We start from the raw sequence: 13269 nt of genomic DNA, 5'->3' as shown, positions 1-13269 counted from the left end.
GCCTGGCCCACACACAAGGAAAGATAAACATCATGAAAAAACTAGAAGGCAAGATCGCAGTCATCACCGGCGGAAGCAGCGGCATTGGATTGTCCACAGCCAAGCGCTTCGTGGACGAAGGTGCGCATGTGGTGATCACCGGGCGACGCGAGAAGGAGCTGAAGGAGGCCGCGGCCTTCATCGAGAGAAACGTGACGACGGTCGTGAGCGACGTGTCGCGCCTGGAAGATCTCGACCGGCTCTATGCCGTCGTGAAAGAGAAACATGGTCACATCGACATTCTCTTCGCGAATGCGGGCGCGGGAACGATCGCGCCGCTCGCGGCAGCGACCGAGGCCCATTTCGACCAGACCTTCGACGTCAACGTGAAGGGGCTGTTCTTCACGGTGCAGAAGGCCCTCCCCCTCTTCAAGGACGGCGGTTCGATCATCCTGAACTCTTCGGTCTCGAACGTGAAGGGGCTGCCAGGGTTCAGCGTCTACGCCGCCAGCAAGGCGGCGGTGCGCAGCTTCTCGCGCGCCTGGACGCTGGAGCTGAAAGACCGCAAAATCCGCGTCAATACGATGAGCCCCGGGCCAACCGAGACCCCCGCCCTGGAGACGACGACGGGCTTGACCCGCGAGCAAGCCGAGCAAGCCGCCGCCGGATTTGCTTCACAGGTCCCGATGGGTCGCAGGGGCAAGCCGGAGGAAATCGCGGCTGCCGTCACGTTCCTCGCCTCCGATGAAAGTTCTTACATCACCGGCGTGGATCTCGCCGTCGATGGCGGCATGGCGCAGGTCTGACCGCGACATCAACACAAAATCAGAGAAACATCATGAGCTACGCAATTATCGGCTTCGGCCATATCGGCCACGCGCTGGCCAGAGCGTTTGCCCGCAATGGCATCGAAGTCTCCGTTGCAACCACGCGCGACCCCGAAAATTTTGCATCCGCCGCGGCCGCGATCGGACCCACGATCATTCCCAAAAAGCTGGCGGACGCCGTCAAGGCGGACATCATCTTCTTGGCGGTCCGTTTCGAGTCGCACCAGGATGTCGCGAAGGCGTTGCCCACCTGGCAGGGCAAGACCATCATCGATGTGACCAACGCCTACGGCGTGCCGCCTGAGAAACTGGCAGGACAACCTTCTTCCAAGGCCCTCGCGCAAGCCTTCACCGGCTGTCGACTGGTCAAGGGCTTCAACCATTTGGGTGCTGCCGTGCTTGGTCAGGATCCGGCCGTCCATGGTGGCAGAAGAGTGGTGTTCCTGGCGAGCGATGATGACGCTGCCGCAGCGGAGATTGGCACGCTTGCGGAAAAGCTCGGCTTCGCGCCGATCAAACTCGGCGGGCTTTCGGAAGGCGGGCTGCTTGTGCAAGCGCGCGGAAACAGCTGGGGCCACCTGATCTTCAAGGATTTGGTCAAGTTCGGCTGATGAACACGACGTCCCCACCGGCAGCAGGGCTATAGCAGCTGAAGAGACATAAGGCTGGAAGCTCGGCTGCGGCCATCCTTCGAGACGCCCGCCTGCGGCGGGCCCTCAGGATGAGGGATACGTGTGCGGCAGCATTCGACGCGGATGGATGGGGCTGAGCCTCATCCTGAGGAGGCCGCGAAGCGGTCGTCTCGAAGGACGAGGCGCTCGCTCAGGCGTCGCTGAGACGTCGTCTGCGACGCGCTGCCACCGGCCGGGACACGACACACGGGATCGGATCGCGTGCGATCCGATCCGAGCAATGGAGAAATCCCATGAGCATCGAGAACAACATCCAGACCGTGAAGGACTTCTTCGCCGCGATCGGCCGCGGCGACAGAGAGGCCCTGCTGACGCTGGTCACTGAGGACATCGAGTGGATCATCCCCGGCGAGGATTGGCCGCTGGCCGGAACGCATCGCGGGCATGACGGGGTGACGGATTTGCTCAAGACGGCATCCACATCGGTAGAAACGTCCACGAAACCCCGCGAGTTCGTCGCGCAAGGAGACCGGGTCCTGGTCGTCGGCTTCGCGAAGGGAAAGATCAAAGCGACGAGCAAGACATTCGAGGACCACTGGGTCTTCGCCATCACCGTTCGAAACGGCAAACTGACGAACATCCGGGAGTACGTCGACACGCAAGCACTGGCGCGAGCCGCGCGCGTGTCGAACACCCGAGCCTAAAGGAGATTCCGATGTACGAAGAATCCAAGCTAGCCGAGTTGATCCGGTTCGCACGCGTAAACGCGGGCTCAACCGTCATCGACGTTTACCCAGGCGATGGCGACTGGACGCGTCTCTTCTCCGATATCGCGGGAGGCGAAGGACGGGTCTCCAGCTTCGTGCCAGCCGAAGTCGCGCACTTCAAGAACGATCCGGTCAGTCGCATCCAGACGCTTGCAAAGGAGCCGGGCCGAGAGAATGTCGAAGCCGTCTCGGCGGACCTCGTGGCGATGCCGCAGGCCACGCGACCAGCGGATGTCCTGTGGCTGCACCTGTTCTACCACGATCTCCACACCGCGCTGATCCAGGCCAGGGGCGCGACGGCGGCGCGCTTCAATCGCGCCGTCTACGAGCGGCTGAAGCCCGGCGGGTCCTACGTCATCATAGACCACGCCGCCGCGCTCGGCGCCGGCGCGAGCGACGCCCAGTCACTGCATCGGATCGAGCCTGCCTCCGTTCGCGAGGAGGTGGAGGCGGCCGGCTTCGTGCTGGACGCGGAAAGCACCCTGCTCGCGAACAAGGACGATCCGCATTCGATCAAGGTGTTCGATCCCGCGATCAAGGGCAAGACCGATCGCTTCGCCTATCGGTTCGTGAAGCCCTGACAGAGATCGTAGGGCGGATTAGCGAAGCCTAATCCGCCCTACGCATCCGCTGCGGGTCAGTTGCAGTTCTTGAGCTTCCGGTGCTGCCGGATCACTTTTTAGGCGTGCCGTCAGATGGCAGCCCTGCCGACCCGCCGATTTTCTTCGAGACCAAATAGACGTCGACGCCGCTCATCGAGCATTCCTCGCTTGATGCCTGGTTTTTCGTGATGACCTCGATTGTCTTGCCATCCTTGGTGTGAAACGTGATGTCGTAAACCTGCTGGTGGAGGTCCTTGCCGATCTTTTCGGATGCGAGACGAACGGCCTTGGTCTGCGCCTCGACCACTGATGGGATATCAATCAGGCCGGCGTTCTTGAGGTGCACGAGGGCCATGTTGGTGGGCCAACTCGCGCAGTCCGGAGACTTCGCCAGAGCCACCGCAGCCGGCATGGCAAATGTTGCGGCCATCACCACTTTCAACGCGGCGCGCATCAACGCACCACCTCGATGGTGTGGTGACCACTTTCCCGGATCTGCTTACGCCCATTGATGGGCGGGACGGCAACGTACATGCCGTCGCGGTCGCCGCGCTTGCAAAGCGTCTTGCCACGCTTGAGCTTCGGAAGTCCCGTATCGGTCAACAAGGTCTTCTCCGTTCGATTCGCCGCCAAGTACCATCATGGACCATGATGGTACAGAACCGACCGAAACGGAGCCACCGTATTTCCGTTTATGCAATGGGCTCCGCGAGCATGAACGGTTGGTAGAGAAATCAGCGGTCGTCGGAAGCCTCATATCTGCCGATAGAACAGTGCCCGCCCGCCGGGCATGAGCTGGAGCAGGATATCAAAGTCACCAATATTCGTCGTCAGCACGACAAGGCCGAGCTTCCGCGCCTGGAGGAACAGCACACTATCCCCGAGCGCCCGAAGCTTCAGATCGTTCCCGTAGCCCTGGAGCCGGCAGAGGATTCCCGACAGCAGCGCTGCTCTGCCGAGCACCTCGATGTCTGGCGTAAAGATTCGATGGGGCGGCATCGCCTTGATCCGCTTGCCAATCTCGGCGGTGACCCGCGGGGTCCGCTTGTCAGCCGGGTTCAGCACGCCGACAGTGTGCATCAATTCCTGAATGGCAACCGACGAATGATTGACCTGGCGATGCGCGATGAGCTCTTCCAGCAGAGCTGGCGCGCGCGCCTGCATCTGGTCGATGTAGACGCAGGTGTCGAGCAAGAGCCCCTGCCCACCGATCTGGCCGGCGGCGACGAACGGAAGGACGTTGTCATGACGCCGGGCGAGCGTTCGCTTGGGGTTGAACCGGGCCCACCTGCATGCGGCGTCGAAATCGAACTCCGCCACGTCAGAAGCCGAGTTTCAGATCAGGATCGACCTTGCCTCGTGACTTCCGAAAGTCCTCGGCGAAATTGTCCTCCAGAGCGATGCTGGCCAGAGCAAACTCGATCAGGTCCGTATCGGCCACGATTCCGGTCTGCCGTTTGGCTTGCCTGATCAGCGCCGGACTGACGCGGCCGGCGATCCGGCCGCTCTTCCTACTGAGGAGACCGGATTGCTCGGCGGCCCGCATCACCGCCTCCACGCGTACGCTGCCGAGCTGGATTTCGCCTTTTGCGTCACCTTGGACGCGCTTTGGCCGCCGCGCCCCGCCCGTAAGGCCACTGCCCGGCGACCGCCGCCGACCCCGCGCCGCCGGCCGTTTTGACGAAACTCCTGCCATGGCGCTCCCTCATGTTGAACAAATCGGCATATTGTTGAACATATAGCTTTGGTTCGCCGGCTTCAAGACGCGACCGTCGCGGCAGCTCGCAGGATGAGGTGGAGCGCAGCGATACGCATCCTTGCACTTAGGGCGGCGGAAGTTGTGTGCACTGGCACCGTGACTCCAGTCCCGTGTCGGTCAACAAGGCATTCTCCGTTCGGTACGCCGCCAGACGCGATCGTGGTGCTGCTTCATTATTTTCAAATACGTTGTTATCTTTTGTCAGAAGAAACTCGACTGACCGGTCAACCGAGGCCCGCGAATGAAAAGCTTGAACAATCTAGAGTGTGTGACCCTCTTCGTTGACGACCTCGCGCGCGCGAGGACATTCTACGAGGCCGTGTTCGACGCCAAGCCTATCTATTCCGACGCGGTATGCAGCGTGATCGGGCTTGGTGGTGTCATGGTCAATTTGCTTCAGGAGACGGAGGCACTGCAGCTCGTCCAGCCGTTGGTGCCGGCTGCTTCAAGCGCCGGACCTCGCATGCTCATGACCATTCGAGTCAGCGATGTCGATGATGCCTGCGTAAGGCTCCGCCAAAGCGGCGTGGACCTAGTGAACGGCCCTATCGATCGTCCCTGGGGTCGCCGCACCGCCGCCTTTCCGACCCATCCGGTCATATGTGGGAGATCGCACAGGAGATACCCTCCTAGCATCCGTCATCCGCGCCGGGACGTCTGCACCAAAGCGGGTCTAATTGGCGAGTGGCAGAGCATTGCTCCGATGGCACCACCAAGGCCAATGGGCGATAGCGCCGCTATCAAGCCCACGACGAACTCGTAGGTGCGGCCGTCACCCATGACGCCGACGGTCTTGACGGGGAGCCACCGCAAAGGCCTGCCAGATGTCGTCGTAGAGGCCGTGCTTGCGGATCTGGTCGATGTAGACCACCGCAAATGCGACGGATTTTGCTGCGGTCTGTCCGTCTTAGGCTTCTCCGGTATCGCCTATTGCTTGAAGCAATGCTCGCGATGCCATTTTAGGAAATGCGGATGTGGACGATCCGATATCCGTCGCGGCGCAAGTGCATGCCCAGTATTATTGATGATCGATCGCGCTCCGTCCGGATCGTTGGTGTGGCGCGAGACCAATATCTCGAGATTGTCCGCCAGGCTAATGAGACCGCGATCGAACATCCAATGCGCGGTGCCAGAAAGAGCGATGCCATTGCTAATGATGTCGGGCCCGTGTGCCTCGACTGGTCGTATGTGAGCGGCTGCGACCTCTGCACGGCCCATCCCATTGATGAGCTTTAGCCCGGTAATAGCGCATCGCTCATCATAGGCGCGGAGCACGATGCGGCGGAAAACTCGATCACGCAAGATTCTCGATACTGTCAGGTTAACACGTTCGCGCTGTTGGTCGAAGCTGAACGGCGTCTGCTCCTCGTTGAGATCAAGTGAGTGGAAGTCCTCGTCGCGCCGCGGCAGCAGCGGCGCATTCTCCGCCAAACCAAGTCCGCATATTGTATTGAAATCGTCTGGAGAGATTGGACGGACCGCAGACTGAGCACGTCCTGAAATTCGTCCCTGCTCGTTTAAGACGCCGCGCTCCACAGGACCAGAGGGACTGCTGAATGGAACTGGATTGGCGAAATCGAGATAGCTGCCCGGCTCAATCAAAGCAAGGTACATCCCCGGCCTGCCGGGATCGGGAATAACCTGCCGTACCTTCGCAATCGCAAAGTAGCCGCGCGTTTCGGCTATCTTGCTCGGTTCATAGTAAATGATCCAGTTGCCGACGCAGGCTTCAACGCGACGCAAGTACTGGCTGGGAAACTGATAGCGTTCAGCCGGGCTGTCATCGTAGATCGAGTCCGATCGATGGATGAATACCCCAAATCCCATGGCTAATGCGGCGCCGCCTCTCTGGGATGAAAACAGCTGATGAGCGACGACCTACCGTTGAGATCCCCTACTCCCACTCAATCGTCCCCGGCGGCTTGCTGGTCACGTCATACACCACCCGGTTCACGCCCTTCACCTCGTTGATGATGCGCGTGGCGGTCTCGCCAAGGAATTTCATGTCGAACTGGTAGAAGTCCGCGGTCATGCCGTCGGTGGAGGTGACGGCGCGCAGGCCGACCACGAAATCATAGGTGCGGCCGTCGCCCATGACGCCCACCGTCTTCACCGGGAGCAGCACGGCGAACGCCTGCCAGATGTCGTCGTAGAGGCCGTGCTTGCGGATCTGGTCGATGTAGACGGCGTCGGCCTTGCGCAGGATATCGAGTTTTTCGCGCGTGATGTCGCCGGGGCAGCGGATGGCGAGGCCGGGGCCCGGGAACGGGTGGCGGCCGACGAAGATTTCGGGCAGGCCGAGCTCGCGGCCGAGCTTGCGCACCTCGTCCTTGAACAGCTCGCGCAGGGGCTCGACCAGCTTCATGTTCATGCGCTCGGGGAGACCGCCGACATTGTGGTGCGACTTGATCGTCACCGACGGGCCGCCGGTGAAGGAGACGCTCTCGATCACGTCAGGATAGAGCGTGCCTTGGGCAAGGAAGTCGGCGCCGCCGATCTTCTTGGCCTCCGCCTCGAACACCTCGATGAAGAGGCGGCCGATAGTCTTGCGCTTGGTCTCGGGATCGGTGACGCCTTCGAGCTCGCCGAGAAACTGTTTTGAGGCATCCACGTGCACGAGCGGGATGTTGTAGTGGTGGCGGAACAGGTCGACCACCGTCTTGGCTTCGTCGAGACGCAGCATGCCGTGATCGACGAACACGCAGGTGAGCTGCTCGCCGATCGCTTCGTGGATCAGCACGGCCGCGACCGCGGAATCGACTCCGCCGGACAGGCCGCAGAGCACCCTGCCCTTGCCGACCTGGGCGCGGATCTTGGCGATCTCCTCCTCGCGGAAGGCGCGCATGGTCCAATCGCCGGAAAGGCCGGCGATCTTGCGGACGAAATTGCGGATCAGTTTGGCGCCGTCCGGCGTGTGCACCACTTCCGGGTGGAACATCAGGCCATAATATTTGCGTGTCTCGTCCTGGATGATCGCGAAGGGCGCGTTCGGCGAGGTACCGGCCACCGAGAAGCCCGGCGGCATTTTCGTGATGCGGTCGCCATGGCTCATCCAGACCTGGTTCTTGCCACCTGGCGACCAGACATCCTCGAACAGCTTGCTCGGCGCTTTCACCTCGACATCGGCCCGGCCGAATTCGCGGTGATGGCCGCCCTCGACCGTGCCCCCGAGCTGCTCCGCCATGGTCATCTGGCCGTAGCAGATGCCCATCACCGGCACGCCGGAATCGAAGATCGCTTGCGGGGCGCGGGGCGAGCCCGCCTCATGCACCGACTCAGGGCCGCCGGAGAGAATCACCGCCTTCGGCTTCATCTCTTTGAAGGCTTGCTCGGCCTTGTTGAACGGGACGATCTCGCAATAGACGCCGTCCTCGCGCACGCGACGCGCGATGAGCTGCGTCACCTGGCTGCCGAAGTCGACGATGAGAATCTTGTCGTGCGCCGAGGCCACCGAGGGCGTCGACGCGGAGCGGTCGGTCTGTGCTGCTGTCATGGCAAGCAAATACGCGACGGGGACTTTTCCCGCAACCGCGCGGGCCGCGCGCCCACATTCTTCTTTGGGCATGGACAAATGGAGATAGGTCAGTATTATTGACCTAATGTGCTCCGCGTCACATAGGAGCAATCAGGGAGACCGCCATGTCACAGCACCATGAGCCATCAACGCTTGCCGCGCTCGGCCGGACCTGGATCGAGGCCTGGAACGCCCGCGATCTCGAACGCGTGCTCACGCTCTATGACGAGGACGCCGTGATGACCTCGGACCGCATTCCCGCGATGGGGTTCGATGAGAGCGGTACCGTGCGCGGCAAGGATGTGTTGCGCGCCTATTGGGGCAAGGCGCTCGGGCTATTGCCGAACCTGCATTTCTCGCTCATCGAATTGTTCGTCAGCCCTGACAGCGTGGCGGTGCTCTACGAGAACGAGCGGGGAAAGCGGATCTGCGAATATCTGCGGGTGAATGCGGCCGGAAAGATCGTGCAGGGATCGGCGAATCATCCGGTGCATTAAGCGCTGCCTTCGGCTCAGCGACGTCGCTCTCCCTTCCCGTCATCCTGAGGCGCGAGCTCTGCGGCGCAACTGCGCCGCTGAGGGAGCCTCGAAGGATGCACGGCCCGGGAACCAGCCGGGCCATCGCCCTTCGAGGGCCGCTAAGAAGCGGCCACCTCAGGGTGACGGTGATGGAGTAGAGCTCGCAACGACGGAGACTGCTGCGAGAGCGTACGCTAACAACAGCACAGCCGGCACCGAGACAGGACCCTCCCCATGAAGCTCCCCACCTCCGCCTTCACCGTCACCGACTGGAGCAAGGTCGAGCCGACCATCCATCCCGGCGAGACCGGGCAAGCGCAGTGGCGCACGGTCGACATCGGCGACCTCCGAGTGCGGATGGTCGAATATTCGCCGGGCTATCTCGCCGATCATTGGTGCGATCGCGGCCACGTGCTCTACGTGCTGCAGGGCGAGCTCGACAGCGAGCTGCGCGACGGCCGCAAGTTCAAGCTCACGGCGGGGATGAGCTACCAGGTCTCGGATTTCGGCGACGCAGCGCACCGGTCCTCGACGGCGACGGGGGCGACGCTGTTTATCGTCGATTGAGCGCCCCGGAAGGGTTAATTTGCACCGCAAAATAGCAAAATTCGGCCACATCCCGAGCGACGGGTGGTGCCTTGAAGTGGCCCCAAAATCTCGCTATATTGTGATCATCGATACTTGGCCGAACGACTGGGCCGCTTCGCTTCGTTGCTGACGGGCGCGCACGCTTCAGATGATTTCTCCAACATCGACTGATCAGGACTATGGGCGCAATAGTGCGTACCGGTCCGCGTGTTAACTTCTTAAGCAAAGGAAATTCCCATGGCTATGGGCACCGTGAAGTGGTTCAACAATCAAAAGGGTTTTGGTTTCATTCAGCCGGATGACGGCGACAAGGACGTGTTCGTGCACATCAGCGCCGTCGAGCGCGCTGGCCTCTCGACCCTCAACGAAGGTCAGAAGGTCTCGTTCGACATCGTCGCCGATCGTCGCAGCGGCAAGTCCTCGGCTGACAATCTCCGCGTCGGCTAAAGCCCGCGCACCGTTCTGACCACGGACGTACCGGCAGAACGTCAAGTTAGAAAACCCCGCGACCGGGTTCCGGTTCGCGGGGTTTTTGTTTGGGGCCGCCGCACCCGCCAAGAGCGGCGATGACGCTACGATTTCTTCAGCACCGAGACGAAGAACCCGTCCGTGCCCGTCCGCCGCGGCGTCATCAGCCAGCCTTCCGGCGATTGCAGCGCGGCTTGCGCAAACTCCTCCGCCTTGTCCCAAAGCACGCTCGCGGTCTGCTCGGGCGGCACCACCGCGAACTCGGGATGGCGGGAGGTGAACGCCCTCACCTGCTCGCCGTTCTCCTCCGAAAGCACCGAGCAGGTGATGTAGGCGATGCGGCCGCCGGCCTTGACCAGCGGAACCGCGCGATCGAGCACCGCAGCCTGGTCCCGCAAGCGGATTTCGAGCGCGCCCGGGCGCATGCGCCATTTGGCATCGGGGTTGCGGCGCCAGGTTCCGGTTCCCGTGCACGGCGCGTCGATCACGACGAGGTCGGCGGTGGCGCTGATCTCGGCCAGCGGATCGGCCTCGCCCTTGGGCGTGCGCACATCGGCATTGTGGACGCCGGCGCGCGACAGGCGTTCGTGGATGGGCGCAAGCTGCCGCTTGTCGCTGTCGGTCGCGATCAGCCGGCCCTTGCCCTGCATCATCGCGGCGAGCGCCAGCGTCTTGCCGCCGGCTCCCGCACAGAGATCGATCACCTGCTCGCCCGGTTTTGCCGCGGTCAAGGCAGCCGCAAGCTGCGACCCCTCATCCTGCACTTCAATGGCGCCCTTGATGAAGTCCTCTTCGGCCTGGATACCGGGGTTGCGCGCATCGGCCGAAAGCTCGATGCGCAGGCCGGTTGCGGACCACTGCGTCGGTTTCGCATGAAGATGAGCAAGCGCCGCCAGCGCCTTGTCGCGATTGGATTTTAGCGTGTTGACGCGCAGGTCGAGCGGCGCCCGGCTCGCCATCGCGGCTGCCTCCGCAACGCGCTCGTCGCCGAACGCTTTTGCCAAATAAGGATCCAGCCATTCCGGATAGTCGCCGGCGGTCGCGGCCGGGGCATTCTCAAGGGACCGCGAGGCGAGCGCGGCCTGCTCGGCCTCGGTCAACGGCGCGGGGGCAAAGCGGCTGCCATCGAACAGCGCGGCCATTGTGGCCGTGTCCATGTTGCGCTCGAGGCGAAGCATGCCGATCAGCCGCGCACGCGCGGTGTCCGAATCCATCAGATACGCGCTCGAGGCGTAGCGGCGCAGCACGTCCCAGACGAGGCCGGCAATGGCGGCGCGGTCGCCCGAGCCGGCGAAGCGGTGCGCGGTGCCCCACTCCTTCAGCGCCTTGGCCGCGGGCACGCGGTCTTTCTCGATGGTGTCGATCAGTTCGATGGCTGCGGACAGCCGGGCAGCGGGAGTCATTTGAATCTTTCAGATCAGGATCGGCGAGTAGCGGCTAGATCAGCAACAGCATTTTCAACGCGAAGTAGATCCACATCGCGAGCAGGACGAGCACGCCGGCGAGCCAGATCGTGGAGCGGCGGCCGAGATTGTTGGAGGAGACGAAAATTCCGGCATGGACGAAGCGCGTCACCACGAACACCCAGGACATCAGCACGATGAACAGATCGGCATGGCGCAACGGGAGCGCCAGCGCGATCAGGGCGTAGAACAGCACCGGCAGTTCGAACTGGTTGCGGTAGCAATTGGCGATTTGTGTGGCGCCCTTGGGCCAGTTGGGCTCGCCGAGCGCAATGTCACGGCTCTTGGTCTCGCCGGAGACGAGCGCGCGCCGGCGTCCCATCGCCATGGCGATCAGGAGCGCGAAGGTGAGACCGACCTGCACGAAGACCGGCAGCAAAACCATTTGAACGGACATCGAAATTTCCCGGGATTTCCCATCGGGCGGAAGCCACAGCTAGCGTCCATTAGCGGTCACCGCTGCTCCTGACAATCAACCAGTTGAACCGGCGTTCCCGATGAGGCGACCAACTGCCGACAGCTAAAGCGATATTGCCCCTTGGGGCGCGCAAGGCGAGAGACCGCCATGAACACCCTCTTCAGCCAGATCGCCAGCCTGACCGGCGCGTTGACCGAGTCCGCCGACGGCCAGTTCGGCATCCTGATGTCGGCGCTGGCAGGCATCGCGACGGCGCTTGCGGTGGCGCTGGCAATGACGGTCTACTTCCGAATGAGCTATCGGACCTGGCGCGATGTCCTCAGGCATGGCCTCGCTGCGCTCGCCGCCCTCGCTCTGTTCGCTTTTGCCGCCTACGACATGCGCCATGCCGCGCTGGCCTATCTCGGCCTCAATCCCTCGAAACCCGCGGTCGAGTTCGAGATCCGCATGCCCAAGGAGACCTTGGCGGCGGTGTCCGACACCCAGATCGAGCTGCATACCGACCGTAACCAGACGTTGGCACTGATTGACGGCGTGCGGGAGCTCGGTGATGGCCGCTCCGTGCTGCGCGGCGCGGTGGCACTCAACCACCGCACCGCGGACCGCATGCTGGTCGTGAACCTGCCCGGCAAGGGCACTTTCGAATTTCGCCTCCGCCTGCCGGCCGAGCCGCATCGCTCCGAACAGCCCGGCGCTCAGTTCGGCCCTCAGTTCGGCCCTTGGCACCTCGCCGACCGCATCGCCTCGCCGCTGGCGAGCCCCGCCGCGCCGCAGGACGCCTACATGATCCGCTATCGCGTGCTTTAAACATTGTTCGATCGCTGACCGTGGGTGCGCCGTCATCGTTCCGACGTCGGGCGGCGCCTATGATCAATCCATGTCCGTATTTCGCCTGACGCAGATCTCCGACACCCATCTTGGCCGGCGCTTCCCCGGCCTGATCGCCAACTTCCAGGCGCTGAGCGCGCATATCGACACCGATAGGCCCGATCTCATCGTCAACACCGGCGACGTCTCGTTCGACGGGCCGACCAGTCGCGACGATGTCGAATTCGCCAAGGGCCTGCACGATGCCCTGCCCGTCGCCTGCCGCTACATCCCCGGCAATCACGACATCGGCGACAATCCGACCGCGATCGGCCCTGCGCCGAAGCCGCCGGTCGCGGAAGCCCATCGCCAGCAATTCCGCGAGATCATCGGCGAGGACCATTGGTCGTTCGAGGCCGCGGGCTGGTGCTTCATCGGCCTCAACTCGCTGGTGATGAATTCAGGCCTCGCCTTCGAGGCCGAGCAGTTCGATTGGCTCGCCTCGGAAGTTTCGCGCGCGAACGGCAAACCGATCGCGCTGTTCGTGCACAAGCCGGTATTTCTCAACGGGCCCGACGACCCCGAGACGCCGGAGACGTCGATCCGCTACGTGCCGCAGCCGGCCCGCGCGCGGCTGATCGAGATGTTTGCACATGTCGACCTGCGCATCATCGCCAGTGGTCACGTGCACCAGCGGCGCGACTTCACCTGGCGCCACACCCGCCACGTCTGGGCGCCGTCGGCCGGCTTCAAGATCAACGATGCGCGCCAGGACCGGATCGCGATCAAGGAGGTCGGGCTTGTGGAGTACCGCTTCCAGCCCGACGGCTTCGAGGTTCGCCACGTCAGGGCCGCCGGCCAAGTCGATATTGATATCGAGGAGCTGCTCGCCCAGATGGGCGGCGAGCATTAGCGCTGCCCATCGCT

At 62.7% G+C, this 13269-nt stretch carries 17 protein-coding genes and 2 pseudogenes; 10 read left to right on the top strand and 9 right to left on the bottom strand.

From position 1 onward, the window contains the following. Positions 1–32: 32 nt before the first annotated feature. The 4 genes from AC0L2F_RS11835 to AC0L2F_RS11820 all read left to right on the top strand — a co-directional run bounded on the left by AC0L2F_RS11835 (position 33) and on the right by AC0L2F_RS11820 (position 2786). The gene (locus tag AC0L2F_RS11835) at positions 33–785 is read left to right on the top strand and encodes an SDR family NAD(P)-dependent oxidoreductase (RefSeq protein WP_063992757.1); all 753 of its coding nucleotides are present in this window, start codon (positions 33–35) and stop codon (positions 783–785) included. Positions 786–817: 32 nt separating this feature from the next. Then, entirely contained in the window at positions 818–1417 is a 600-nt protein-coding gene (locus tag AC0L2F_RS11830; protein ID WP_473248470.1) for an NADPH-dependent F420 reductase, read from the top strand. A gap of 314 nt (positions 1418–1731) precedes the next feature. Then, a complete protein-coding gene (locus tag AC0L2F_RS11825; RefSeq protein WP_473248469.1) occupies positions 1732–2142 on the top strand; it encodes a nuclear transport factor 2 family protein in 411 nt (136 codons plus the stop codon). A gap of 11 nt (positions 2143–2153) precedes the next feature. After that, positions 2154–2786, top strand: coding sequence for a class I SAM-dependent methyltransferase (locus AC0L2F_RS11820; protein ID WP_473248468.1), 633 nt, complete (start codon positions 2154–2156; stop codon positions 2784–2786). A gap of 91 nt (positions 2787–2877) precedes the next feature. Here the strand turns inward: AC0L2F_RS11820 and AC0L2F_RS11815 are convergent, their stop codons facing one another. The 4 genes from AC0L2F_RS11815 to AC0L2F_RS11800 form a co-directional block, all read right to left on the bottom strand. Then, positions 2878–3261 (bottom strand): hypothetical protein, encoded by a 384-nt coding sequence (locus AC0L2F_RS11815; RefSeq protein WP_473248467.1) that lies wholly within the window; start codon positions 3259–3261, stop codon positions 2878–2880. After that, entirely contained in the window at positions 3261–3413 is a 153-nt protein-coding gene (locus tag AC0L2F_RS11810) for a hypothetical protein (RefSeq protein WP_007609160.1), read from the bottom strand. Before AC0L2F_RS11810 ends, AC0L2F_RS11815 begins: the two co-directional genes overlap by 1 nt. A 147-nt stretch (positions 3414–3560) precedes the next feature. Then, on the bottom strand, positions 3561–4127 hold the full coding sequence (locus AC0L2F_RS11805) for a type II toxin-antitoxin system VapC family toxin (protein WP_473248466.1): 567 nt from the start codon (positions 4125–4127) through the stop codon (positions 3561–3563). A gap of 1 nt (position 4128) precedes the next feature. Continuing rightward, the gene (locus tag AC0L2F_RS11800; RefSeq protein WP_473248465.1) at positions 4129–4365 is read right to left on the bottom strand and encodes a hypothetical protein; all 237 of its coding nucleotides are present in this window, start codon (positions 4363–4365) and stop codon (positions 4129–4131) included. A gap of 442 nt (positions 4366–4807) precedes the next feature. Between AC0L2F_RS11800 and AC0L2F_RS11795 the strand changes: the two are divergent. Beyond that, a pseudogene (locus AC0L2F_RS11795) lies at positions 4808–5199 on the top strand (VOC family protein). A gap of 81 nt (positions 5200–5280) precedes the next feature. Here the strand turns inward: AC0L2F_RS11795 and AC0L2F_RS11790 are convergent. From AC0L2F_RS11790 to guaA, 3 genes and pseudogenes are all read right to left on the bottom strand, one after another. Further along, positions 5281–5434 (bottom strand): annotated as a pseudogene (locus tag AC0L2F_RS11790) (GMP synthase (glutamine-hydrolyzing)); the annotation flags it as partial. Between the two features lie 59 nt (positions 5435–5493). Then, entirely contained in the window at positions 5494–6393 is a 900-nt protein-coding gene (locus tag AC0L2F_RS11785) for an HNH endonuclease (protein ID WP_473248464.1), read from the bottom strand. Between the two features lie 67 nt (positions 6394–6460). Beyond that, complete coding sequence (gene guaA / locus AC0L2F_RS11780) at positions 6461–8059, bottom strand: glutamine-hydrolyzing GMP synthase (RefSeq protein ID WP_473248463.1); 1599 nt, start codon at positions 8057–8059, stop codon at positions 6461–6463. A gap of 146 nt (positions 8060–8205) precedes the next feature. Between guaA and AC0L2F_RS11775 the strand changes: the two genes are divergently transcribed. The 3 genes from AC0L2F_RS11775 to AC0L2F_RS11765 all read left to right on the top strand — a co-directional run bounded on the left by AC0L2F_RS11775 (position 8206) and on the right by AC0L2F_RS11765 (position 9633). Then, positions 8206–8577 (top strand): nuclear transport factor 2 family protein, encoded by a 372-nt coding sequence (locus AC0L2F_RS11775; protein WP_473248462.1) that lies wholly within the window; start codon positions 8206–8208, stop codon positions 8575–8577. 255 nt (positions 8578–8832) lie between these two features. Then, positions 8833–9165 carry a DHCW motif cupin fold protein gene (locus AC0L2F_RS11770; RefSeq protein WP_473248461.1) on the top strand — a complete coding sequence of 111 codons (333 nt, stop codon included), beginning with the start codon at positions 8833–8835 and terminating at the stop codon, positions 9163–9165. Positions 9166–9423: 258 nt separating this feature from the next. Further along, positions 9424–9633: a cold-shock protein gene (locus tag AC0L2F_RS11765; protein ID WP_007592195.1), complete on the top strand. Its 210-nt coding sequence runs from the start codon at positions 9424–9426 to the stop codon at positions 9631–9633. Positions 9634–9758: 125 nt separating this feature from the next. Here AC0L2F_RS11765 and AC0L2F_RS11760 read toward each other — a convergent pair whose 3' ends face one another. Together AC0L2F_RS11760 and AC0L2F_RS11755 are read right to left on the bottom strand one after the other, a co-directional pair. Continuing rightward, a complete protein-coding gene (locus AC0L2F_RS11760) occupies positions 9759–11057 on the bottom strand; it encodes an RsmB/NOP family class I SAM-dependent RNA methyltransferase (RefSeq protein ID WP_473248460.1) in 1299 nt (432 codons plus the stop codon). Positions 11058–11091: 34 nt separating this feature from the next. Further along, positions 11092–11514 carry an MAPEG family protein gene (locus AC0L2F_RS11755; protein WP_007609147.1) on the bottom strand — a complete coding sequence of 141 codons (423 nt, stop codon included), beginning with the start codon at positions 11512–11514 and terminating at the stop codon, positions 11092–11094. 168 nt (positions 11515–11682) lie between these two features. Here AC0L2F_RS11755 and AC0L2F_RS11750 point away from each other — a divergent pair, with 168 nt between their 5' ends. Together AC0L2F_RS11750 and AC0L2F_RS11745 are read left to right on the top strand one after the other, a co-directional pair. Beyond that, complete coding sequence (locus AC0L2F_RS11750; RefSeq protein WP_473248459.1) at positions 11683–12342, top strand: acriflavin resistance protein; 660 nt, start codon at positions 11683–11685, stop codon at positions 12340–12342. A 70-nt stretch (positions 12343–12412) separates the two neighbouring features. Further along, a complete protein-coding gene (locus AC0L2F_RS11745; RefSeq protein WP_473248458.1) occupies positions 12413–13255 on the top strand; it encodes a metallophosphoesterase family protein in 843 nt (280 codons plus the stop codon). Positions 13256–13269: the final 14 nt, after the last annotated feature.

It is taken from the genome of Bradyrhizobium sp. Ken64, assembly GCF_055807555.1.
Note: the sequence above shows the minus strand (reverse complement) of the source record. Positions and strands in the feature narration are given on the sequence as shown.